The organism is Citrobacter sp. TBCS-14 (assembly GCF_005280805.1).
In the GTDB taxonomy this organism is placed as follows: domain Bacteria; phylum Pseudomonadota; class Gammaproteobacteria; order Enterobacterales; family Enterobacteriaceae; genus Citrobacter; species Citrobacter gillenii.
Genome location: NZ_SZWM01001195.1, coordinates 282384 through 307615, shown reverse-complemented (window position 1 = coordinate 307615; position 25232 = coordinate 282384). Strand labels below are relative to the sequence as shown.

Below are 25232 nucleotides of genomic sequence, written 5' to 3'. Positions count from 1 at the left end.
TCATGGCATCAACAACAGCCCTTGATGAAGGGATGAATCAGTGCAGCGTTTATTTTACTGAAGAAAAAGAAAAGAGCTACGAGGCAACGGCAACTCACAGCCACTGGGTGAATTATTCGCTCAAAAACGGCTCTCCGTCTGAAAACTTTGCTGATTTCACTGAAGGCAATAATGTAAAGGCTTTTCTGGGCGGAAAAGCGTATTTTGCGGAACTGCTCAATGCATTCAAAGAGGCACAAAAAACGATTTACATTACCGGGTGGCAAGTGAACTGGGATGCACAACTGGCAGAAGGCGTTCGCCTGGTGGATGCGTTGTTGGAACAGGTAAAGTCGAAGCCTCAGTTGAAAGTATATATTATGCCGTGGGATTGTACTTCTCCAGTTCAGACTTATGCCAAAGCAACTGAACGGGTGTTTGCTGCACTCAATGTAGACGTTGGCTGGGAAGCATTTTATGTCCGGCTTGCCGGGGAACAGTCCGGTATATTTTTTTCTCATCACCAAAAGTGTGTGATTATTGATGAATCCGTAGCTTTTATTGGTGGAATAGACCTAGCCTATGGTCGTTATGATGAGTATAACGGGCAAAGTGGTGGTTATGTTCTGAAACCCGATGCTGAAGGTCGTCACGGCTTGAATATGTATAATTCATGTATTCGCTATATTGAACCAGCTAAAGAATCAGGTTTTATTGATACTGTCAGGTATGATCCCGTTCAGGAATATATTACTCCACCTAAAAATGGAACCTTATCTGATAAAGCTGGGCTGAATAATTCAGCAGAGACATTACAATCAGATATTCTAAATAACTTACAATCAAAAAGTATTGAAGATATTATTAATGCGGTTAGTGGGAAGCACCAGTGGCAAAGCCCAGATTTAGATGATAACGAGAGTGATAAAAAAATCAGGGACAGAAGAGAAGGATATCATTATCTGGACGCAACGGTTCAGCCTCGAATGCCGTGGCAGGATTATCATGTACGAATTGAAGGGCCTGCGACTGATGATTTGATAAGGAATTTTGTGCTCCGCTGGAATAGTTATTTGGATCATGCAAAGGGACATGCATTGCAGACGAACAAACCTCCTCTGCAATACAAGTCTGGATATTATTCACCGAAGGCGGGTTCCTGTCAGATTCAGGTATTACGTAGCGCATCGCTGGAGATGCGGAACCTAGAATTTGATGGTTCGGTGTACGATGATTTGAAAACGAATAATCCTACAATGTTTAAACCAGCATTAGCGCAGAATGATATACTGAAAAGTATGCACCTGCTTATTAGTAAGGCCGAGCATTATATCTATATTGAGAACCAGTTTTTTGTTTCTGCGTTTGGAACTCCTTCTGTTGAGGATTTCTCTGTACTGAGTGACGAATCTCTTGAAATCGTAAGCGTGTCAGCTGGGTTTACAAAAGCTATGCCCGGAGATTCAAATTCGTTACCAGTGAATCAGATTGCAGAGTGGCTGGGAGACAGAATAAAATACTCAATTTATGCTTGTGTGGAACAGTCTTTTCATGTCTGTATTGTTCTGCCAGTACACCCGGAAGGAAAACTGGATGAAGGCTCCATTGTGTCACAAGTACATCTGACCCGGCAGTCGCTGGTGTTTGGTACTAAAAGCCTACTGAACCGGGTGCGGCAGACACTATGGGTCAGACAGAAACTGGACGGAGAGTCCCGTGCAAACTGGGCGGATTTAATACCTGGTCTAGAAAAACAGTGTGAAGCTGAACGGCGATACGAGGAGATTTCATTTGAGGCATGCGCGAAGTACGTCACGTTATTAAACCTGAGGGCTCATGACAACCTGTATGGTATACCGGTGACGGAACAGGTTTATGTCCACAGTAAACTGATGGTCGTGGATGACCGTTATGTCCTGGTGGGCAGCGCGAATATCAACGAACGCAGCCTACTGGGCAACAGGGACTCTGAGCTGGCGGTGCTGATAGCGGATACAGAGGGAGGATATCAAGATATTGATGGTTCAGGTGTACTCTCGCCTTATAGAAAGTTTGCACGTGATTTACGGATCAATATATGGAAAAAACTGTTGGGCGATGCAGTCGGAGAATTCAGTGATTTTTTACAGATGCCAGCAAAAGCGGAGGGGTGGCAACAGATAAGAAAACTGGCACTGAATAATACAAGGTATTATGAAGATGCTTTTGATTTTATACCCCAAAATTATTTAAATGATATAAAAAAGAATAATAAGTATGAAGATGACGAAAAAGGTGAACCCGCATTGCTGTGGCCTGTATATAAAAACAAAAATCTCACTATAGCAGATGCAGCTAAGAATATGCCGTTTTCTGTTGATTTCTGGCGTATGTATAAGACGGATTTTAAATTCAGAGAAGTATTATATAATAAAAAACAGAGTCTGAAAAAGATAAAGGGATATATAACCTTATTGCCTATCCACTGGACGAAAGGGGAGAATAATTTAATTGACTATCATGTGGAAATTATCGATTAAAGTAATGCCTTCCCATAAACTCAAGAACATAGTATTTTAATGGAGTGCGGAGTGATGAAGACATATCTTTTTTCGTTTTTCCTGTTGTTTTACTCATATACATCCTGGGCGGAAAGTACAACATGGAAAGATGAATGTATTGGATATTACCAACTGCAATTACCCGATAATTTAGAGGTCGGACTTTACCCTGCTGAAAATATTAACACTAAAGATTTGCCAATAGATGCCATCTTTGGAGAATACCACCAATATCGGAGAGGTAACATTAAAAACCCTTATTCTCATTTCTATTATGGAAAGCATAGGGTTTTGGTATCGAAAAATAACGTGGTGAGCTTTAATAAATATAAAGATGATGTAGGTGAAGACCTTTCATATTTCAACCATAAATACAATACAAAACAGTACTCACATGATGTTTTTTTTCTTTCATACGATGAATCCTATTCGTTATATATTTACAAAAAAAACAGATTATATCAATTTATGAAAGGTCACGATGATATTCGTCTTCGGACTGAAACAAAATATTTGAGTAGTGAATCAGGCATTCTCTCATTTCTAGAGCATTTTCAGACCAGAGAACTTTATGACATTCCTTCAGAAAAAGGATTTTGCCTGCCGTATGGTTTCATTGCTAACGATTCAGGAGCAGAGGATCGCGATATGGCGGTTACATACCGAATGAATAATCATCCGGATGTGATGATTGTCTTTCAGGATGCCAGCTATCAGTTGCCTTATAAGGTTCCGCTTAATTCTGATTTAACCCCCGTAAAGAACTATGATGCAAAGGATTACGCTAAATGGCTGTGGAATAAAGTATATATGTCGTATCCAGGACACAGGGAATTATTACCTCCGGGCTGGTTCAGTATAGAAATGGACGGTCGAAAAGGTTCAGGTTCTTTTCTTCAGGTAACACGCAAAGATGGCAAGAAGGATTATGGCTATCTGGCGTTTGTCCGTGCCGATCCCAAAAACAGTACACAGAAGCCTGATTTGCAGGTCTACGTTTCCAGCTACTCGTTTCTGGTAACGGAAGAACACCCACAAATATCACCTGATGAACTTAAAGCACTGGCGGAACATATTGTTAGTTCAGTCAAACATCGCTAGATTCATTGTTTGATTTACTGACAGGGAAGAAATAATTATGGAAAAGATATGGCCTCTTGAGGAAGGGATGAATCAATGTGGCGTTTATTTTACTGAAGAAAAAGAGACGAGCTACGAGGCAACGGCAACTCAAAGCCATTGGGTGAATTATTCCTGTCAGAAAGGCTCTGCATCTGAAAACTTTGCTAATTTCACTGAAGGTAATGAAGCCAAAACTTTTCTTGGTGGGAAAGAGTATTTTGAAGCATTAATTTATGAATTCGAAAATGCACAAAAAACGATTTATATTACCGGCTGGCAGGTGAACTGGGATGTGCAACTGAAACCGGATGTTCGTCTCGTTGACTCCCTGCTACAAGCAGCAATGCGATCGGCACAGCTTAAAATATATATTATGCCCTGGGCTAATATGGTTATTGAAACATATGCAGCTGCAACAGAACGGGTATTTGCTGCACTGAATCAACATCTGGGTCGGGATGCGTTCTTTGTACAACTGGCAGGTTCTAAATCCGGTAGCTTTTTCAGTCATCACCAGAAATGTGTAATAGTTGATGAGTCCGTTGCATTTGTCGGCGGGATTGACCTTGCCTACGGACGGTATGATGATGGCAGATTCAGTCTGAAGGCCGATGCAGAAGGGCGTCAGGGTCTCAACCAGTATAACGCCTGCATTGCCAGCATTTCTCAGTCCGGAAAGGCCGGGTACGATCCCATGCGCGAACAGTTGCAGAGATCTCAAGGAAAAAATACAAGTCCCCCGGATATTGAACAGGCAGAAAAAAAAGCAGCACAGCACATTATTGAGCATGTTCTGGATCCGGATAAGAAATACTGGCAGTCGTCTGGAGATAATACCTGCCTAGATCCAGCTATTCAGCCCCGGCAACCTTGGCAGGACTACCAGGTAAGAATATATGGGCCAGCGGTGAATGATCTGGTGAAAAATTTTATCCTGCGCTGGAACAGTTATGGTTGCCAGAAATCGAAACCAAGTCTTCTGGAAACAACCTGGCCCGAACTTACCTTCACACCCTCTGTACAGCCTGAAAAAGGTTGTTGCCAGATCCAGGTGCTGCGTAGCGCCTCGCTGAAGATGCGTAAAGATGAGTTCAAACACTCCCCAGTATTACAGAAAAACACCGAACCCAAGATGTTGCAGGATGATATCCGGCGCTGCATGCTCGGGCTAATCCAGAAAGCAGAAAATTATATTTATATTGAAAACCAGTTTTTTATCTCGGCATTTGGGGAACCATCAATCCCTGTAAATGATGACCTAGGCCCAATAGCAGCAAGTTTTAATATGCCTCTGACTGAATGGGGAACACGAAAAATGCCCGGAGATGCTTGGGCACAGCCGAAGAACCAGATAGTGGAGTGGCTGAGCGACAAGCTGAAATGGGTGATATTCGGCTATAAACCACAACCGTTCCATATTTATATTGTCCTGCCAGTGCATCCGGAAGGCATGCTGAACGATGGCACGATAGTGGCACAGATTCATCAGACCCGGCAATCGCTGGTTTTTGGTGGCCACAGTCTAATGAATCGGATCCGCCGATACCTGTGGGTAAAACAGCAACTGGAAGCACAAGGTATTAGTCGTGCAGAGTGGTACAATAAAATACAGGACTTGGAAAAAAAGTGTGGGAAAGTAGAATATGAAACAATTCCTTTTAGCGCTTGTAATGAATATATCACCTTACTGAATCTTCGGAACCACGATACCATCGACGGGAAGCCGGTAACAGAGCAGATCTATGTCCACAGTAAGCTGATGATAGTAGATGATCGCTACGTTCTGGTAGGCAGTGCCAATATTAATGAGTGCAGCCTCCAGGGGGATCATGACTCAGAGCTGGCGGTGCTGATTTCAGATACAGCGAATGGTACTGCTGATATTGACGGTAACGGCAATCAGGTTCCCTGCCGTAATTTTGCCCGTAATCTGAGAATAGACGCGTGGAAAAAGTTACTGGGAGCAGCGGCAACTGAAGATATACTGAATAAACCTGCCGCAGAGAAAACCTGGCAGGCTATCAGGGATCAAGCGAAGATAAACACAAAAGCCTATGAGGCGGTATTTAATTTTATTCCACGAGATTATCCGGCGGGACTGAACGAAATTTATACCGGTGGAAATAATAATATCTCCGAACCAAATAAAACAAACATCACCCCCTCCTCCGTATACTCTGGGGCATCCCTGTGGCCAGTATGGGATGGTGATAAAAAACATGTTAGTGAAGCGGAATTAAATATGCCTTTTTCTATCGATTTTTGGAAAAAATATAAAAATAACAGATTCAACAATCAAAGTAAGTTGAGTGGGGTTAAAGGTTATATTACGTTATTACCATTGTACTGGACGGAAAAGGAAAATAACCTAGTGCCATATCATTCAGACTTAATTTCGTTCAGACAACCAGACAATCGACCAGATACTCAGATGGCGGATGTCGGTAACGAAGAACAGAACGATGAGGTATCTGTATGAAGTTGAAAAAAATATTAATATTTACCTGTATTACAGGAGCAGTCCATGCAGGGCCACAGCAATGGAAAGAAGAATGTGTGGGATATTATAAGATACAGGTGCCCGTGAATCTTGAGGTGGCTCTATATCCTCTTGATGGCTTACTTAATACAAAAAGGAAACCACCATATGATGGTCGTGACATGGGATATTTTTGGCCAACAATAACATTTGGTGACTATTATGGGGTTGGAGAACAAACTGATACCTCCGTTCAGTCTCAGTTCTCTATGTTTCACTATGCCAATTATGAAATTAGCGTTTCAACGAATAGTAAAGAAGCAGTCGATATAAATAAGTACAAAGAGAAAATAGAAGAAATACTTCGTGTTAATTATGAGGCAAGGAAAGTTCGACTTAAAGAAGAAAATCCTGAGATGGCGACACCTGAAAATAAAACCGGCGTCAAATCCACATATAAAATAAAACAATATTCAGATGCTTTTTCAATTTATCAATCAAAATATTTTGAGTTGCACTTCAACAGGGCTAACAGGTTATATATTTTCCGGCCTGATACTGTTCCATTACTGGCAAATATAACATTAACTGCTGACGAAGCTGCGCCGATAGTGGAGCCAACCGTACAGTCGCTGGTGAAACGCTTTCGCCCCCGCGAGTTATATGAAGTGCCACCAGAGCAGGGATTTTGTCTGCCCTATGGGTTCATTGCCGGTGATTCAGGACAGGAGTCGCACGATATGGGCGTGACATACCGGCTCATTGATCACCCGGATGTGACGATTTTTTTCCAGGATATGGGGATAAATGAAGAGATTCATTCAGACGAAGGCAGTATGAAAGAGGCTGTCACTGCCATGTGGAATACTCACTATTTAATGGGGGCGGGTAAAAAAGAACTGCTGTCTCCAAAATGGCAGAAAATTGAAATGGATGGTCGCGAAGGCATAGGAACCTTTGTTAAGGCGACCTACAATAATGTTCCCACCTATGACTATAACGGGCATGTCGCTGAGTATCATAATTATATTGATTATGGCTACCTAGCTTATATTAGAGGAGATATCAATACCCGAAACAAGGAACCCGGCCTATTACTCTACATTTCGCAGGACAGCAGTCAGGTTAAAGATAAACCGCCAATGAGTAAGGATGAATTATTAGAGATCGCCACACGTATTACTCGCTCAGTAACACGTCGTTGACTGAATATATTAATATGCGACTAAGATTCTATCTAATCCAAAACTTATCAATCTTGGTAAGTTTATCGTAAGCAAATCATAATTTAAAAACCCTACAAGAGAATATATGGTAATCCCCCCATTTTTAACGGTGGTGATAAGTAGAATCAGGTCATGCGTTAAATATGCTGCATCGGCGTGAAGCCATTCAGTGCCATATTTTGACGTTCGTGATTATAAAACCATTGCCACCGCGTGGCATAGCCCTGCAATTCGTCCAGTGAGTTAAACAGGTGCTGGCCCAGCCAGTCATAACGCACCGTCCGGTTATATCGCTCAATATAGGCATTCTGTTGAGGTTTGCCGGGCTGAATAAAACGAAGCGTTATATTCTGCTGAGCTGCCCATGACATCAGTACTTTGCCGGTATATTCTGGCCCGTTATCGCATCGTTTTGCTGACGGTTTACCTTTTCATTCAATGAGTTGTTCGAGAGTCCTCACAACACGACTTGCTGGCAGGGAAAAATCCACTTCAATAGCCAGTGCTTCACGATTAAAGTCATCGATGACATTCAGTAAACGGATGGAGCGACCATCTGATAGCTGATCATGCATGAAGTCCATAGACCAGCATTCGTTGCGGCTTTCTGACACCCTCAGCGGTTCAGGTTTATCCCGTTTCAGTCTTTTTTTCGGCTTTATTCGCATGTTCAGCGATAGCTCGCAGTAAATTCGGTACACCCTTTTGTGGTTGAAGCGGAAGCCTTTTACGTTGCGCAAATACAAAAAGCACAGACCAAACCCCCAGTTGCGCTGGCTGCCAGTGATGTGGAGCAGCCAGTCAGCAATAACCTCATTTTCCTCATTCAGTTGAGGCTGATAGCGATAGCAACTTTCGCTGACAACAAACAACTGGCAGGCAAAACTTATGCTGACATTCCGGCTCCTGACCGCATCCTGCGCCATCTGCTTTCGACGCGATGGCTTCACCACTTTTTTGCCATGGCTTCCTGAATGATTTCGGCTTTGAGGCGCTCTTCAGCATACATTTTTTGAGGCGGAGGTTTTCGTCTTCCAGCTCTTTCAGACGAGTCATCATGGAGGCATCCATCCCGCCAAAACGCGAACGCCACTTATAGAAACTGGCGTTGCTCATGCCATGTTCACGACACAATTCAGCCACCGGTGTTCCGGCCTCGGCTTGCTTCAGAATGGACATGATCTGGCTGTCAGTAAAACGTGATTTTTTCATAGAGATCTCCCCGGTTCAGATTACGAGAGAATTCTACTTATGAACACACCGGTTTTTCGGGGGGATTACCGATGCAAGGGAGCCCGACTGAAGTACCGCTTCATTAACGATCACCGAGAGATCTGGTCGATCGCAGTAATGTGTCGGGTTATGAAGGTTGCCCGTGCCGGATTTTATGTCTGGCTTCACTGTCCTGTTTCTGCGGTAGAAAAAGATAATCAGCGACTGCTGGAGTTAATCTGGGACTCCTACACGCTGAGCGGTGGCGTTTACGGCTACCGCCGGATTCACGGAGATCTGCGTGAAATCGGTGAATCGTGCAGCAGAAATCGTGTTGCAAAAATTATGAAGAAAAACAGGATACAGGCAGTACATGGGTATAAAGTGCCACGGGGAATCAAAGGGCGACCGTCACTGATAGCCCCTAACCGTGTACAACGTGAGTTTACGGTGGTAAAGCCCAATCAGGTCTGGGTAACCGATATTACCTATATCCGCACCTGGCAGGGCTGGTTGTACCTGGCAGTGGTTATCGATCTTTTTTCCCGTAATGTGGTGGGCTGGTCGATGAAACCGACACTGTCACACGAGCTGGCACTGGATGCGTTGCTGATGGCGGTCTGGCGGCGTAAGCCTTCAGAAAACGTCATTGTTCACAGCGATCAGGGCAGTCAGTATGGCAGTGATGACTGGCCGCGGTTCTGCCGGGCCAACGATCTGGTGCCGAGCATGAGTCGTCGCGGCAACTGCTGGGACACTCATTCTAATATACTTTCAAATACCCGATCGGACTGACCCGTGCAGGGATTGGCTCGAATGCCTTTGTGTTGATCTGTCGTCCGATTCTGGTATTTCCCGAGCATAGCCGGGCCCAGCGTTTGTGACCTGATAGGAGCTTTGTGATGCATCCCGAGTGTCCTGTCCTACTATGGGGATGGTTGTGCTACCAATATCTGGGGGCAAACCATGCAAAACGACCACTAATCTTCTGAAAGCGTGATCCTGGGTGTCGATACACACCTTGATATTCATGTCGGTGCTGTTATCAGCCAGGCGGGGAAACAGCTTGGCACTCACATTATTCAAACAAATCAAACTGGTTATCTGGAACTACTTGATTGGGATCGTTCTTTTGGGCTCCTCGAACGAGCAGGCATCGAAGGAACCGGAACGTATGGTGCCGCATTAACACGTTATCTCATTAAGAATGGCATTTATGTGGTTGAAGTTAATCGGCCAGATCGCTCAAAACGTCGCCTTGAAGGGAAGTCAGATCCCCTGGATGCAGAAAATGCAGCCCGGACAGTACTTTCAGGGAGCAGCAAGGCCATACCAAAAATGCAGTCCGGCGCTTGTGAAGCTCTCCGGATTATTAGCGTAGCCAGACGCAGTGCAATAAAAGCCCGCACGCAGGCGATTAATCAGCTTCGTGCTCTGCTGGTGAGCGCCCCGCAGGATGTTCGCGACAAACTCTGGAAATCGAAACCACACGAATGTGTTACCGCCTGCATTAACAGCGAGGTATCAGAGTACTCGCCATTGCGGATAGCCCTGTGCAGCACGCTTCGAAGCCTTGCGAAACGATGGAAGGCACTGACTGAAGAGCTGAATAAACTGGACGAATCACTGGATAAACTGACCCGTAAAGATGCCAGTAATCTTCGTAGCCAGTTTGGGGTAGGACCACAGACGGCTGCAACACTGCTGGCTGTTGCAGGTGATAACCCCGAACGTTTAAAAAATGAAGCGGCTCTGGCATCGCTCTGTGGCGTAAATCCGTTACCAGCATCATCAGGAAAAACAGTCAGGCACAGGTTAAACCGTGGCGGCTCACGTGAAGCAAACAACGCCTTGTGGACAATAGCCCTTGTGCGCATGCGTAGTGATCCGCGCACAAGAATCTATGTCGACAGAAGGACTGGTGAAGGGCTGTCGACCAAAGAGATCCTGAGATGCCTAAAACGCTACATTGTCCGTGAACTCTATCCATTGATTTTATCGGACCTCGCTTATGCCAATCGCCCGCTCTTGACATAGGAGCGTCAATGCAGTGGCAGAATCGTTCTTTAGTTCACTCAAAAAAGAGCGCATCAGGAAGCGCATATATAAAACCCGGGACATGGCCCGGGCGGATATCTTCGATTACATTGAAGTGTTCTACAACCGTAATCGACGCCACAGCCACCTCGGTGGCCTCAGCCCGGAGGCCTTCGAAAAGGCCTCGCCGTGAGGACAGAAACTGTCTACCGGAGCGTGGTCACTCCAAAATACCCCGGCTTCTTTAGCGCAATCAGAAACAGACCTGAAAGGTTACGCCCCTTTCACTACAATAAGCGGTTCGATATCACTCTCTTTTTTAATCACCAGCGAATCGTCACCGCGCAGACAGGTGCCGCCGTAGTTACCGCCCACGGTGAACGTGCAAACCTGAATATATTTACCGGCAACGTTGGGCAGACACCAAAGCTGCTGATAAATGTTCTTCTGTTCAGCAAACTTACCGCTGGTCTTATCGAGCAGTTCTTCCTCGTGACTGACCAGATCGATGTTGCTGCCACAACGTCCTGCAATAGGTTTCACGGCATAACCGGTTCTCGCCAGCTCGTCGTTAACAGTGAAGTCAGTATCAAGCAGATAGCGATGATGAGGGAACAATTGCCACAGGATCGGTAAGATTGCCTTGTTGCCGGGAATAACAGTCCACAACGGCTCGAAGACCAGCACTTCCGGGCGCAGCAGAACATCAATCAGTCGTACTTCCTGGTGAGTATGTCCGGTACGAATTGGCACGGCAGCGTATTCGGTTTCGCTCACCTCACGTACTTGCTCGATCGCGGTTTCCCATGCCCAGGTTTTCCAGACGCAATTCACCAAACGACCGTCGCCGTCAATCAACTGGCCGGCATCATCCCAGCGTAATTCGTCCAGTCCGCGGAGGATTTTGCTGTCAAACCCGGCCTGATGCAGCGCCTGCTGCATAAACTGCGCGTGGTAGTTCTCTTCAATGTCCTTGTCCTGCATGATGTGAACGAAAGGACGCGCGCGACTGTGCTTCCAGGCGCCGGCCAGTTCGTTGATCAGCCCTTCAGCAGGATTGTGCCCGCGCCCACGGTAGCCTTGCTCAGCCCAGCGTTCAAGGATCAGGCCTGCTTCGGTATGGCACGATGCGGAATCGGCGTTGTACTCGTACACCTTCAGCCCGCGCTCATCCATACAAAAATCCATACGACCGGTGATCATATGGTGCCGACGACGCTGCCATGAGAGGCGCAGACGCGGCCAGAGAATTTTTGGAATATCGAACAGCGCCAGCAGGTTATCGTCTTTCAGCACTTTGTCGGTGGCGTGCAGATACATCAGATGCAGTTCGTTGGTCGCTTTAATTAGCTCCTGCTCCGCGCTTTCAGTAATGGTGAAGTACTGATGCGGATCCCGATTGATCACATGACCATTTGCCAATACGTAGGCTTTTTGCAACGGATCCTGCTCGTTCAGCCACTTACCATCAAACTGTCCGCTATCTTCCAGTCTCGCGCCGCCAATCTTCAGGGCGTCATTGTCGATCTCTGGCTGCGGCAGACTGTAGCGGGTATCGTCAGTTTGGATCATCCAGCCGAGGATCGTGGTGTCATCAAAGGTATCACGCAGGGTGTAGTGACCATTTTCAACCACCATCTCCAGCTCGCGGGTCCACTGCTGTCCGGGAGGCAGCGGCGTGTGGATCACGTTCTGTTCAGCAATACGGATTTTATTTTCCAGCAACTGGGTGACGACCGCCACATGGCCCGTTTCGTTGAACTCACCGCCTTTTTGCCAGATAAGTAGAGCGCCTGCTACCGGCGCGCGGGGTGAGCCATTAGGGAATGCTTGTAACGGCAGAATATTGTCATTCACCACTTCGCGCAGGAAACGCAAGGAGAAGATCTCCCAGGCCATACCCACATCGGTGAAGACTACGCCATAGTTGAGAAAGAGAAAACGGCGCGCGAACTCGACGCACTGCCATTTGTGGCCCATGTATTCGTCGTCGATATAGCTGCGAAACGCAGCATCATCGTCGTAGTCCCGTGGGTCAAGGGAGCTGTAATCTGAAGAGTAGATTGCTACGCCGCCGGGGGCGTAGCCCAATAATGTCCCGAATGGGGCATCCTGACTGGTCGTTCCTTTGCTCATGCACCTTACCTCAAAACAATACAGCCTGAGCAGGGTGGCGTGAATTTTTCGCTCTGATTGCCTGCTCTGCGACACTAACCGGACAGAGGTCGACTTATCATACACCTCAACGCAGCGGCTGGCGCTCAGAGGCGAAAAATTCGTAGCAGGAGCTACGCTTTACTGAGGATAACCGGCACGCTTTTATACGCCGGGGTCAGACTTTCCGTATCGACCGCATCAAGCGACAGCAGCACATTCGCTTCCGGCAGATACGCGCCGATCGAACCCGCCGCCATGTCGTAAATGACGACCGTTAGCCCGTGCATCATACGATCCACGCAAGGCTTACCGTGGTCATCCAACGCTTGGACGTTAACGACATCGCCCTGAGTCAGCCCGCGGGCCGTTGCTTCCACGGCGCTTAAAAACACCACATCACGTCGCCCGCTAATGCCACGATAGCGATCGTTCATGCCATAAATAGTAGTGTTGTACTGATCGTGGCTACGCAGTGTGGCCAGCACCAGCGCCTCAGCAGGCTGGTTTTCCCGCTCGACTGCACGCTGGCGACTGACGACAAAATTGGCTTTACCGTTTGCGGTGTGCCATTCACGCCGCGAAGCCGGCGTATCCATACGAAATCCACCGGGCTCGGCAATACGCGCGTTATAATCGCGAAACGCCGGAATAACGGCCTCGATGGCGTCGCGAATCAACGCATAGTTCCCGGTCAGCGCTTCCCAGTTTACCGGCGAGTGGGGAAGCGTGGCGCGAGCCAGCCCCGCCACAATCGCCGGTTCCGATTTTAGCCATTGAGAGGCCGGTTTTAGCGCACCGCAGGAAGCGTGGACCATCGACATAGAATCCTCGACGGTTACTGACTGAATACCCGTTGCCTGCATATCGCGTTCGGTTCTGCCCAGCGCGGGTAGCAGATAGTTGTGTTTTGCCAGCAGCAAATGCGAACGATTGAGCTTGGTCGCAATGTGAACCTGCATATCCAGCTTTTTCATCGCCTCGAAGGTACGCTGCGGCTGAGGCATCGCCACCGCCAGATTCCCGCCCATGCAAATCAATGCCTTCGCCTCACCACGCTCTATCGCCCGAATACTTTCCACGCTGGAGCGACCATGCTGACGCGAAACGTTGATAGAAAAATGCGCTTCCAGGCGCTGCAGGAAGTCTTCTGATGCCGCCTCGTTAATCCCTACGGAACGGTCGCCCTGCACGTTGGAATGCCCGCGCAGTGGGCAGATCCCCGCCCCCGGTTTGCCCATATTGCCTTTCAACAACAGCAGATTCACCAGTTGCTGGACATTCTCGGTACCGTTTTTATGCTGGGTGATACCCAGTCCATAACAAATGATCGTCGCGCGAGATTTGTTATAGCTGTGTGCCAGATCTTCCATCTGGCTGCGCGTCAGGCCAGAGTCCTGCTCCAGTTCAGCCCAGCAACATTGGCGTAAATCGTCATACAACGCCGAATAACCCGCGGTATGTTCGTCGATAAACGCATGATCGAGCGTCGGTTGCTGACCCAGCAAGATCCGCGCTTCATCCATTTCGATCAACGCCTTCATGATGCCTTTGAGCAGCGAGGCATCACCGCCCATTTTGACCTGGTAGTAATCGCTGCTAAGTGCTGTCGTCTGGCCGGTGAACATCTCTTTCGGGCTTTGTGGGAAGCTAAAGCGCTCAAGTCCGCGCTCGGTAAGCGGGTTAATTGAGATAATTTTAGCCCCGCGTTTGGCAACGTCGCGTAACGTGGTCAGCATGCGCGGATGGTTGGTGCCAGGATTATGTCCGATGCAAATCACCAGCTCACACTGTTCAAAATCATCAAGCTCCACGGTCCCTTTCCCAAGACCAATGGCCCGCGTCAGCCCGGCACTGGTTGGGCCATGACACATGTTTGAACAGTCCGGGAAGTTGCTGCTGCCGTATTCGCGGGCAAACAGTTGATACAGGAACGCCGCCTCATTTGAGGTTCTACCGGAGGTGTAAAACTCAACCTGCTGTGCAGAGTCATAGCTGCGCAGTCGCTCGCCGATTTCCTGAAACGCAATGTCCCACGCCACTGCCTGCCAGGTATCCGTCACGGCATCGTATTTCATCGGGTGCGTCAAACGGCCTATATTTTCCAGCGCATAATCACTGTACTGCCAGAGTGCCGATACCGGGTGGCGGCTGAAAAATGCAGGTGAGGCTTTCTTACTGGTGGTTTCCCAGGACACTGCTTTTACGCCGTTTTCGCACAGTTCCATCGGCGCACGATGGCTCGGATCGGGCCACGCACACCCCGGGCAATCGAACCCTTTCACTTGGTTCATTTTGAACATCGCGATAATGTCGCGCGCGACGGCCTTTTGCGAAAACACCGAAGCAGTGACGGCTTTTACCGCGCCCCACCCACCCGCCGGGCCCTGATAACCGCTTACTCCTGGAACACCATTTTTCATTGTTACTGCTTTTTCACCGCCAATTATTGAGGGTAGTACGGTAGCAATTTCCGTCCAACATTGATTTCCTCTTCATGGAGTACGGTCTGCGTACAATGAACGGGTTAGATTTATCTTCCCCTTTCAGCACAACACGACATAAAGTCCCAATCTGTTAAATTGAGTTTTCCCTAACTGCTACACTGCTTCAACACAACCACTCAGAAGGCAGGTCACTATGTCAGACAATACTTATCAGCCCGCGAAAGTCTGGACGTGGGATAAATCCAATGGCGGTGCATTCGCCAACATCAACCGTCCGGTTTCCGGTGCCACCCACGAGAAAACGCTACCGGTCGGCAAGCATCCGCTGCAGCTCTATTCGCTGGGTACGCCAAACGGTCAGAAAGTGACGATTATGCTGGAAGAGCTGCTGGCGCAGGGCGTGACCGGCGCGGAATATGATGCCTGGATCATCCGTATTGGCGATGGTGACCAGTTTTCCAGCGGCTTTGTTGAGGTGAACCCAAACTCGAAGATCCCGGCACTGCGCGACCATTCGCAAAACCCACCGGTACGCGTGTTTGAGTCTGGCGCTATCCTGCTTTATCTGGCGGAGAAATATGGTTATTTCCTGCCTCAGGATTTGCCAAAACGCACTGAAACACTGAACTGGCTATTCTGGTTACAGGGCGCAGCGCCCTTCCTCGGCGGCGGTTTCGGCCACTTCTACAACTATGCGCCGGTAAAAATTGAGTACGCGATCAATCGCTTCACTATGGAAGCCAAGCGTTTACTCGACGTTCTGGATAAGCAACTGGCGCAGCATCAGTTTGTGGCGGGGGATGAATATACCATTGCCGATATGGCCATTTGGCCGTGGTTTGGCAATGTGGTGCTGGGCAACGTCTATGACGCGGCAGAATTCCTTGATGCGGGGAGCTACAAACACGTTCAACGTTGGGCCAAAGAGGTTGCAGCGCGTCCGGCGGTTAAGCGTGGACGGATTGTGAACCGCACTAACGGGCCGCTGGACGAACAGCTTCATGAACGCCATGACGCCAGTGACTTCGATACCAATACCGAAGACAAACGCCAGGGCTAACGCAAGATGCCTTATCCGGCCTACATATAAGGCGTAGGCCTGATAAGCGAAGTCGTCACGCGCTGGTGACGTCGTAATCCATGCGGCGTAACGCATCTAACGTGGCTTTGGCTTCATCTTCATCGATGATGCTCATAGCGAATCCTACGTGCACCAGTACCCATTGCCCGACCAGCTCAGCCGGATCGCCTTCACAAATCAGGGCAATGTTGACATCGCGCTTGATACCGCAAACTTCAACCTGCGCAAGCTGGTGAATATCTTCACCGACGGTCAGAACCTGACCCGGGACTCCAATACACATATCTGACTCCGTCCCATAGCAACCTATGGGCTATTCGACTTCAATACTTTTCACTTTCAGTGAATCGCCGCTTTCAACCCGCAAACGATCGCCCTGACAACGTGGACATTGCGCATCATGCTGGGTAATTTCCACAACCTGACTGCAATCCCAGCACCAGGCCTGAGCGGGTTTGTATTCAATGTGCAATGCACATCCCTGCGCGACCGTGCCCTGACAGACGATGTCAAAACTGAAACGAACGGCGCTCTCCTCAACGCAGGAGAGCGCGCCAATTTCCAGCCAAACGCCGGTAACACGTTTAACATCGTGCTGCTCTGCCTGCCGCTGAATAATCTCAACGGCGCTCTGGCAAAGCGACAACTCATGCATTTTCACAGCTCCGACGGCCCAACAGCAACGCGCGACGACCAAGTTGCGGTGCGTTCGGATCGGTCACCGGCAGCGATAACAACATTTTTGCGCAATCGTCAGTCAGGCGGACACCCTCTTGTGCCGACATGCTGTGCGAAAGCGGCGACATTAACGAACAGGACAGGTATTGCGATACTCCATCTAGCTCGCCTACGGTAAATGTCATCTCACCATACGGTAAACGCAGCCCCATTTTCTCGCTGACTTTTCGCAGGGGCCAGATCTGATCTGGCCCAGGAAAAATCAGCGCGCTCAGCATCCAGGGCGTGATCACACACCCCGTCCACTGGCCTTCAAACAGCGTAAAATCAGAGACATACACCGGCATATTCGGATGCAGGAACGAGAGATCGTGCATCGAACGGCGGGCTACCTCTTCAAACGCGGCCTGAATCTGCGCTTTTGGGGCTGTCTGAAAGCCTAAAAACTCTTCAGACATGGGCCACCTCCCGAGGGATGGCTTCCACACCAGATTCGCGCAGCGCGGCGAGAACCTGCTCAAGCGCAGGTTCAATCATGGCTTCAACCGTCGGCGTTAGCCCGATATGCGGCTCCAGCGATTCCGGAATAACGCCGACCAGAGTCAGCTTCTTCGGAAACTCGCCGGTAAAACGCAGGGCCGACAACACGTCGGCCAGGCCAAGCTGGTGCGGCGAGATTTTATTGGTAAACAGCGCCGGGATCTCTTCATCCCGCAGGACCATCATGGTTCCCGGCGTGCTTTTTCTCGACACAATGGCGTCAGCAATGATCAGATGATCTCTGTCCGCCATATCGCCGAGCAGCTCCATCCCCGCTGTACCGCCATCCAGAACGTCAACGAAATCAGGCAGGATGTACCGTTGCTCTAATGCCTCAACGATACGTACCCCGATGGCTTCGTCAGTCAGCAAAATATTGCCGACCCCTAAGACTAATATCCGCATTACAGAACCTTAACTGAGACGACTTCGTTCCCGTCAACGTCCACCACATGCACCGCACATGACATACAAGGGTCGAAGGAGTGAATAGTACGCACCACTTCCAGCGGTTTGTTCGGATCGGCGATCGGCGTGCCTACCAGTGAACGCTCATACGGTCCCACTTCGTCATTAAAGTTACGCGGGCCAGAGTTCCAGGTTGAAGGTACAACCGCCTGATAGTTGCTGATAATGCCGTCTTTAATCACCATCCAGTGAGAAAGCATACCGCGTGGTGCTTCGAGGAAGCCGACACCTTTGAACTCGCCAGTGGCCGGGATATTCGGTTTCACGAAGGTGGTGTGGTCGCCTTTGCCGATGTTTACGATCAGCGCGTTATACTGATTTTGCAGAACGTTCTGCAGTTCACAGCAGTGAACGGTACGACCAATGATACGACCCAGCGTCGAATGCAGCTGTGCCACTTCGATGGTTTTACCGGTCAGCTTGGTGTAAATCGCAATGATCTCATTCAGCTTGGCATGGGTAGACTCGCGTTTTGCCGCCAGTTTACACAGCATGTTAGCCAGCGGGCCCACTTCCACCGTTTTGCCGTAGAAGGTTGGCGCTTTAACCCAGGAGTATTTGCCATCGTCAGACCAGCCGGTGTAATCCGGAACCGTTGTTCCTTCCCACGGCGCCTGCGGCGCTTCGTCTTTGTACCACGCATGTTTCGCACTCTCCTGAATCCCTTTGATCAGGTATTCATCAGAATGAGAGGTGATCGGACGATAGGTCGACAGGTCTGCATCGGTAATGTAACCACCTGGGAACAGGAAGCTGCCGTTTTTGCCGTCAGTCGGGAATTCCGGCGCGCTCAGGTAGTTTACCGCACCCTGGCCGCGTTCCAGCCACTCCGGATAGAATGCGGCAATAACCGCGGTATCCACTTTGTACACCTGCTCAACAAAGTCGCTCAGCTTATCAATGAAGGACTTGATGTACATCAGGCGTTCAAGGTTCAGCACGCCAAGACCGTCGAGGTTGATTGGGTTCGCCACCCCACCGACCGCCAGGTTCTGGATGTGCGGTGTTTTACCGCCCAGCAGCGCCACGACGCGGTTGGCATCACGCTGGCATTCCAGCGCCTGCAGGTAGTGTGCAACTGCAATCAGGTTCACTTCCGGTGGCAGTTTCATTGCCGGGTGACCCCAGCAGCCGTTGGCAAAAATACCTAACTGACCGCTGGCAACCAGGTCCTTGATCTTGTTCTGAACCTTAGTGAACTCTTCCGCGCTGTTCAGGTGCCAGGTCGACACGCCGTTCAGCATCGCCGAGGCTTTTGCTGGATCGGCTTTCAGTGCGGAGGTGATATCCACCCAGTCCAGCGCAGACAACTGATAGAAGTGCACGATATGGTCATGCGTGGTGTGCGCTGCCAGAATGATGTTACGGATGTACTGCGCGTTCACGGGAACATCAATGTTCAGTGCGCTTTCAGCAGCGCGCACGGAAGAGATAGCGTGCGTGGTGGTACACACACCACAAATACGCTGCACAATCATCCACGCATCACGCGGATCGCGATTCTTCACGATCTCTTCCATGCCGCGCCACATGGTACCGGACGCCCATGCTTTTGATACCACGCCATTTTCGATTTCGCAGTCGATGCGTAAATGGCCTTCAATACGGGTTACCGGATCAATAGTAATTCTCTGGCTCATGCTTTGCTCGCCTCATGACGATTTTGATCGTTTTGTTTTAAAGGAGGAAGTATCGGCAGTAGACGAATGAGTACGATGTATGCACAAATCTCAATAGCCACAAAACCAATAGAAATCAACAGTTCTTCCCAGGTCGGGAAGTAGTGGTAGCCACCACCAGGATTGAACGCCACCAGCGAATAGGACAGACGCCATGTTGCACAACCCAGCAATGCGCTCAGCGCAGACAGGTACAGCATGCGCGAGTCATTTCGCAGTTTCGCGATACGCAGTACCACCAGCGGGAAGACCATCAGCACAACCTCAAGCCAGAACATGGCTGAGTAGAAATCGCCTGCAAACGCATACGACAACTTGTCCCGATAGATCAGTTCACCAAAGCGTAGAACCACGAAGATCGCCAACAAGACGCTAATCGTATTCGTCAGTTTGATGAACAAACTCTTCTCGTCCGGCCCATTACCTTTCAGGCCGCTTTGTACCAGCGAACCTTCAAAGATGACTATCGAGAAGCCCATTATAAAGGCGGTAAGCACCGAGAATAGCGGCAGCATTTCATAGGCTTGCCACAGTGGATGCACCTTATTACCAGCAGAAATCATCAATGAACCCATTGAAGACTGGTGCATTGTCGGCAGCAGTGCGCCGAGGGCGATAATAAAGAACATCACTTTGTTCAGACGCTTGAGCGAAACTTTCCACCCCAGGCGTTCAAACAAGGCCGGCGCAAATTCCAGCGCCATGATGCCGATATAAATGGTCATACAGACTGCCGTTTCGAACAGCACCGAGTTCACGTTAAAGTGGCCCGGAATGTAGAAGTACGGCAGGTTCCAGTAACGACCGACGTCGATGGTGATCGACAGGCCACCCAGAGAATAACCAAACAGGCTCGCCAACAAGGCTGGGCGCACCAGCGGGTGATATTCCCCTTTGTTGAAAACATAGACCGCCCATGCCAGTGCCCAACCGCCACAGGCAAAACCGGTGCCGATCAACAGGTCAAACGCGATCCATACACCCCACGGGAATCCACCGTTCAGATCGGAGACTGAGCCCAACCCGAAGACCAGACGTTTTACGATCAGGAGCATACACAGGACGATTAACGGCCCAAAAATAATGACCGGCTTGCTGATTATTCTTCCGCCCAGCGGTTTAGGATCATGACTCATGATCGTCTCCTCCATCGTGATGGTCGTTTTTCATATTACGACGAACCAGCACGGTTATGCCCGCCAGCGCTGCCAGGGGTAAAATCATGCCCTTATACAGGGAATGTTGAACATGCTCAGAACGCGCACCGGTTGACAGATCAGCCAGCTGTGGGAGATCCAGATTTTCATAAGGAACGCCCGTCAGTACCAATACCTGCGTACCGCCGCCTTCTTTCTCGCCGTACAGGTGCGGGTAATATTTCGGCACCGTGTGCAGATAGGTATCGCTGTCTTTCACCGTCTGACGCGGATAGTGGTATTCGCTGCCAGGCTTCAGCGCCAGGCGTTTTTTCGCCTCAGCCATCAGCTCTTCGCGCGTACCAAAAATCACCGCACCGGCAGGACACACTTCAACACAGCCCGGTAAACCACCTTTATCCAGGCGCTCTACACCTTTCTGGTTACACAGCTCGCACTTATGGAGTGCACCAAACGGGTTGTTGTAGTCGTATTTAGGCACGTTGTACGGGCAAGCGACCATGCAGTAACGGCAACCGGTACAGACATCTTTGTCATAGTGGACGATGCCGGTTTTCGGATCTTTTTTCAGCGCGGAGACCGGACAAACAGAAACGCAGTTCGGATCGACACAGTGCATACATTGTTTCTTGATGTACGCGTAGCCGTTCTGCTCCTGGTCTTTGTTAACGCCTGTTCCACTACGCCACACCTGAATGATGTTATTGGTGTACGGTGACAGTTTGTCGTTGTTCGACCAGGTTTGCTCCCCCTCAGGGTTGCGCGCTGGGAAGTTGATGTCCTGACACTTGGTGACACAGGCCTGACAGCCGACACACAGCGTCGAGTCATACAGCATCCCAAGGGAACCCGGGATCGGCGGACGGTTTTCTGCAGCCGCATGGCTGACGGACGGCGCAGCGCCCAACAGCAATGCTCCGCCAGAAGCTGCTTTAATAAAGTTACGTCTGTTCACGGTTATTCTCCCCGTGAGTCAGCGTTATCTTTCTTTTGCTGACGTCCCAGTTCACGTACCGCCATCACGCTGACGCCGGCCACCAGTCCTACTACGCCACCCAGCAGCCCAATAGCCCCAGCAGAAATGTTGCCACCTTCTTTCAGGTTGACATCCGGCTTCTCTGAACGCGGAGTTTGGTTTTCCACAGAAGCGAGTTGGTGAATGCCTTTATGGAAACCGACGCCTTCTTCGTTACAGCCGTAGCAAGGGTGACCGATCGCCACTGGCCACACGCCGCCAACATCACAGAACTGTAACGTTGAGCAGTTGCCGTAGGTTTCTGGCCCTTTACAGCCCAGATGGTAGAGGCACCAGCCTTCACGATGGCCTTCATCGCCGAACTCTTTAGCAAAACGACCCGCATCAAAGTGCGGACGACGCTCGCAGTGTTCGTGGATCAGGCGACCGTAGGCAAACGTTGGACGGTTTTTCGCATCCAGCTTCGGTGGCTTACCGTAGGTGATGATGTGTGCGACCGTTGCGAGGAAGTTATGTGGGTTCGGCGGACAGCCTGGAATATTGATGATGGTTTTGCCTGGCAGGACTTCCTGCAAGCCAACTGCCCCCGTTGGGTTAACGCCAGCGGCAGCAACACCACCCCATGCGGCACATGAGCCGATAGCAATGATCGCCGCAGCGCCTTCGGCCGCCTTGCGGATATGATCCACAATAGGCTCACCGGCAACCATGCAGTAAACACCGTTATCTTTCAGTGGGATAGAACCATCTACGACCAGAACATACTGCCCTTTGTACTTCTCCAGAGCGTTATGTTTGTTCTCTTCGACCTGGTGGCCGAAGGCGGCGGAAAGCACCTCATGGTATTCCAGAGAGATCGTCTCCAGGACGAGGTTTTCCACGGTAGGGTGTGTCGCACGAAGTAGCGATTCAGTACAGCCCGTACACTCCTGAGCACCTATCCAGATAACCGGCGGGCGCTGAGGGCGGGATACTGATTCCGCCATTTCTGCGGCGGCTTTGCTACTGAGCCCCATGGTAGCGGCCAATGCTGCACAAAGCTTCATGAAATCACGGCGATTGATGCCGTTCGAATTGATGAGAGAGTTATCTCCAGTCATTTTATTGTTATTCCGTTGCGAAGACCTGGCTTTTATTTTGCACCATTCGCATGTTGCTTATTGCGATCGGCGCGCCATTACCACACTTTTTATATGGTTATGTGCGTTATAATACTTCGGCAGGGCAACAAAACGAAGGTGTAGGTCAATAGTGTAATTAATTAAAGCAAGATAATACCCCTTTCGGATCAAGCTTCGAGCCGATAACCGGCCATGAAAAAGCGAATTGTTGTACTGGACTGGTTCTCCTTGAAGAAATCCATCACCATTTCTTTATCCAGCCCGTAGCGGCGCGTGAGGATCCCCGCCTCCCACGCACTCAGTTGCCGATCGCCCGTTCGTTCAAACATCCGATGTGAAAAGCCCAGCACAAAGCCACGCTTATAGTCAGCACAAAAATTCGCCACCGTTCGCGCGCTATCTGCACTTGAGGCGTTTAATCCTGCCATCAGGCCTTTTCCAAAATGGTTATCCATGCATTACCTCCAATCGCTATATAAGAAATTATATAGCGATTTTTTAAGCAAAGGCCAGAGGTATCACGCACTTTTTTGTGCCAGATTAAAAGGCCACCCATTCATCCGGTTTAGATGCTTTAGGCGCAGCGCTTTCTTCGGCGGGTAAAACGGTGTTGGTTGGTGCATGCTGCACGTCACTTGCGGAAAGCCGGAACTGCTGAACGGCACGCTGCAGGTCTTCGGTTTGTCGCTCCAACGCCACTGCCGCCGCCGATACCTGCTCCACCAGCGCGGCGTTTTGTTGGGTCACGCTGTCCATTTGTGTGATCGCGACGCTCACCTGTGAGATGCCTTTATTCTGCTCTTCAGAGGCGGAGGCAATTTGTTTCATAATTGCCGTCACTTCGGTTGCTCCGCGCAGAATAGCGTCCATCGTCAAGCCGGTCTCCTTGACCAGACGCGCGCCCTGATCGACACGGCGCGCCGACTCGCCAATCAACGTCTCAATCTCTTTCGCCGCGCCTGCGCTGCGGCTGGCAAGATTTCGCACCTCACCGGCAACCACCGCAAAACCACGGCCCTGTTCGCCCGCTCGGGCCGCTTCGACGGCGGCGTTGAGCGCCAGGATGTTGGTCTGGAATGCGATGCTGTTAATAACTGAGGTAATTTCGGCGATCTGCTTAGAACTGGCAGCAATCCCGTCCATGGTATCCACCACCTGCGAAACCAGCGTGCTGCCTTTGCCCGCCGTTTCTGATGCCGTATCGGCAAGCTGGCTGGCCTCGCGCGCATTCTCAGCATTCAGTTTCACCGTGGCGGTGAGTTGCTCCATGCTGGCGGCGGTCTCTTCCAGCGCTGCGGCCTGCTCTTCCGTACGCGAAGAAAGATCGTTATTGCCGCTGGAAATCTCCGTCGCGCCGCGCCAGATGTTGTCACTGCCTGACCGAATCGTACTGACGGCTTCACGCAGGCTGTCCTGCATCGCACTGAGTAAAGGCACCAGTTGCCCTACGCAATTACGACCAAATTCTTCAATCGGATGGCTAAGGTCGCCGTGGGCAATCTGGCGGAACTGCTGGCGAATGCGTGCCAGCGGCTTCACCATCATTGCCACAAGATAGCGGTCGGTAAAGATAAGAATGGCAATACCGAGGATAACGGCGGTGATAATCAAGGTGCGGATAATCGATGTTTTACCGTCGACCATAATGCGCGTCGCATCCAGTCGCTTACCGGCAGCGGTATTAAACCGCTCGGCACTGGCACCAAAATCGCGGCTTAGCGCCGGTGTAACGGTGCTGGCATGCTCTGACCATGCGGTAAGCGATCCCTGCTGCGCCAGTTGCATCTGCGGGATCACACCTTTCTCCAGCAGCGCTTGCCACGTCGTCAGCACCGCGGTGGCAATTTCCGCATCCATCGGCCCCGGCGACAGCGTTTTCATCTGCTCAAGTTTTTTACGCATGCCATCCAGAGATTGCTGAGCCGGACCAAAGTCAGGCGTTCCGCCGCCGATTTTGACATCCACAGCTCGGCTTAGCCGCGTGACAAAGCGAAAGTACTGATCGTTCCCCTGACTAAGAACCGTCATCTGCTGTACGAGATGACGATCAATCTCATTGCCTTCTGATATTTTAGATAACGAATGGAGGCTAAATAACCCCACGCCCGACCAGAGCAGGCAAAATAGTCCCAGTATTGCCAGCATGACAATACGAATAGTGAAGTTTTGCAGCAAACGCATAATAGTTTCCTTGCCGTAGATGAGGATTTTCGCCATCAGGCGAGACTTATCCTTGTTATCGGCAGGTCACGAAGAAGATATAATGCGTTGTTTATTTTTTTACTTTTTTAAGCACATCGACTCTTCCTGTTCCTCCCCGTTATATCGATATGAAG

Annotated in this window: 18 protein-coding genes and 3 pseudogenes; 8 read left to right on the top strand and 13 right to left on the bottom strand. The window is 49.8% G+C overall.

What is annotated here, in order from left to right:
* The first annotated feature begins 2 nt into the window (after positions 1-2).
* Genes FDX22_RS26205 through FDX22_RS26190 form a run of 4 tightly spaced genes read left to right on the top strand, consistent with a single transcriptional unit; the run spans position 3 to position 7325 of the window.
* Entirely contained in the window at positions 3-2498 is a 2496-nt protein-coding gene (locus FDX22_RS26205) for a phospholipase D-like domain-containing protein (RefSeq protein WP_146717997.1), read from the top strand.
* Between the two features lie 54 nt (positions 2499-2552).
* Complete coding sequence (locus tag FDX22_RS26200; protein ID WP_255433084.1) at positions 2553-3620, top strand: T6SS immunity protein Tli4 family protein; 1068 nt, start codon at positions 2553-2555, stop codon at positions 3618-3620.
* A gap of 37 nt (positions 3621-3657) precedes the next feature.
* Entirely contained in the window at positions 3658-6120 is a 2463-nt protein-coding gene (locus FDX22_RS26195; protein ID WP_146717995.1) for a phospholipase D-like domain-containing protein, read from the top strand.
* Complete coding sequence (locus FDX22_RS26190; RefSeq protein ID WP_146717994.1) at positions 6117-7325, top strand: T6SS immunity protein Tli4 family protein; 1209 nt, start codon at positions 6117-6119, stop codon at positions 7323-7325. Before FDX22_RS26195 ends, FDX22_RS26190 begins: the two co-directional genes overlap by 4 nt.
* Before the next feature lie 158 nt (positions 7326-7483).
* Here the strand turns inward: FDX22_RS26190 and FDX22_RS26185 are convergent.
* Positions 7484-8558 (bottom strand): annotated as a pseudogene (locus FDX22_RS26185) (IS3 family transposase).
* A gap of 72 nt (positions 8559-8630) precedes the next feature.
* Here FDX22_RS26185 and FDX22_RS26180 point away from each other — a divergent pair.
* The 3 genes and pseudogenes from FDX22_RS26180 to FDX22_RS26170 form a co-directional block, all read left to right on the top strand.
* Positions 8631-9314: pseudogene (locus tag FDX22_RS26180) on the top strand (IS3 family transposase); the annotation flags it as partial.
* A 240-nt stretch (positions 9315-9554) separates the two neighbouring features.
* Positions 9555-10595, top strand: a complete 1041-nt coding sequence (locus FDX22_RS26175) for an IS110 family transposase (RefSeq protein ID WP_255433081.1) — start codon at positions 9555-9557, stop codon at positions 10593-10595.
* A gap of 7 nt (positions 10596-10602) precedes the next feature.
* Positions 10603-10788, top strand: a pseudogene (locus FDX22_RS26170) (IS3 family transposase); the annotation flags it as partial.
* 80 nt (positions 10789-10868) lie between these two features.
* Here the strand turns inward: FDX22_RS26170 and gss are convergent.
* Together gss and FDX22_RS26160 are read right to left on the bottom strand one after the other, a co-directional pair.
* Positions 10869-12731, bottom strand: a complete 1863-nt coding sequence (gss, locus tag FDX22_RS26165; RefSeq protein ID WP_115257498.1) for a bifunctional glutathionylspermidine amidase/synthase — start codon at positions 12729-12731, stop codon at positions 10869-10871.
* Between the two features lie 152 nt (positions 12732-12883).
* Positions 12884-15172, bottom strand: a complete 2289-nt coding sequence (locus FDX22_RS26160; protein WP_146717993.1) for an FdhF/YdeP family oxidoreductase — start codon at positions 15170-15172, stop codon at positions 12884-12886.
* 217 nt (positions 15173-15389) lie between these two features.
* Between FDX22_RS26160 and yghU the strand changes: the two genes are divergently transcribed.
* Positions 15390-16256, top strand: coding sequence for a glutathione-dependent disulfide-bond oxidoreductase (yghU, locus tag FDX22_RS26155; protein ID WP_137363345.1), 867 nt, complete (start codon positions 15390-15392; stop codon positions 16254-16256).
* A gap of 55 nt (positions 16257-16311) precedes the next feature.
* Here the strand turns inward: yghU and hybG are convergent, their stop codons facing one another.
* From hybG to FDX22_RS26105, 10 genes are all read right to left on the bottom strand, one after another.
* Positions 16312-16560 (bottom strand): hydrogenase maturation factor HybG, encoded by a 249-nt coding sequence (gene hybG, locus FDX22_RS26150; RefSeq protein ID WP_096755683.1) that lies wholly within the window; start codon positions 16558-16560, stop codon positions 16312-16314.
* A gap of 30 nt (positions 16561-16590) precedes the next feature.
* On the bottom strand, positions 16591-16932 hold the full coding sequence (gene hypA, locus FDX22_RS26145) for a hydrogenase maturation nickel metallochaperone HypA (RefSeq protein WP_146717992.1): 342 nt from the start codon (positions 16930-16932) through the stop codon (positions 16591-16593).
* Entirely contained in the window at positions 16925-17413 is a 489-nt protein-coding gene (hybE, locus tag FDX22_RS26140) for a hydrogenase-2 assembly chaperone (RefSeq protein ID WP_115257494.1), read from the bottom strand. Before hybE ends, hypA begins: the two co-directional genes overlap by 8 nt.
* Positions 17406-17900, bottom strand: coding sequence for a HyaD/HybD family hydrogenase maturation endopeptidase (locus FDX22_RS26135; protein ID WP_146717991.1), 495 nt, complete (start codon positions 17898-17900; stop codon positions 17406-17408). Before FDX22_RS26135 ends, hybE begins: the two co-directional genes overlap by 8 nt.
* A complete protein-coding gene (hybC, locus tag FDX22_RS26130; RefSeq protein ID WP_115257492.1) occupies positions 17900-19603 on the bottom strand; it encodes a hydrogenase 2 large subunit in 1704 nt (567 codons plus the stop codon). Before hybC ends, FDX22_RS26135 begins: the two co-directional genes overlap by 1 nt.
* Positions 19600-20778 carry a Ni/Fe-hydrogenase cytochrome b subunit gene (hybB, locus tag FDX22_RS26125; protein ID WP_096755678.1) on the bottom strand — a complete coding sequence of 393 codons (1179 nt, stop codon included), beginning with the start codon at positions 20776-20778 and terminating at the stop codon, positions 19600-19602. The genes hybC and hybB overlap by 4 nt, the downstream gene beginning before the upstream one ends.
* Complete coding sequence (gene hybA / locus FDX22_RS26120) at positions 20768-21754, bottom strand: hydrogenase 2 operon protein HybA (RefSeq protein WP_096755677.1); 987 nt, start codon at positions 21752-21754, stop codon at positions 20768-20770. The genes hybB and hybA overlap by 11 nt, the downstream gene beginning before the upstream one ends.
* Positions 21755-21756: 2 nt before the next feature.
* On the bottom strand, positions 21757-22875 hold the full coding sequence (gene hybO, locus FDX22_RS26115; protein WP_096755676.1) for a hydrogenase 2 small subunit: 1119 nt from the start codon (positions 22873-22875) through the stop codon (positions 21757-21759).
* Between the two features lie 188 nt (positions 22876-23063).
* A complete protein-coding gene (locus FDX22_RS26110) occupies positions 23064-23351 on the bottom strand; it encodes a DUF2623 family protein (protein WP_096755675.1) in 288 nt (95 codons plus the stop codon).
* Positions 23352-23436: 85 nt separating this feature from the next.
* Complete coding sequence (locus tag FDX22_RS26105; RefSeq protein ID WP_115259899.1) at positions 23437-25077, bottom strand: methyl-accepting chemotaxis protein; 1641 nt, start codon at positions 25075-25077, stop codon at positions 23437-23439.
* Positions 25078-25232 lie beyond the last annotated feature (155 nt).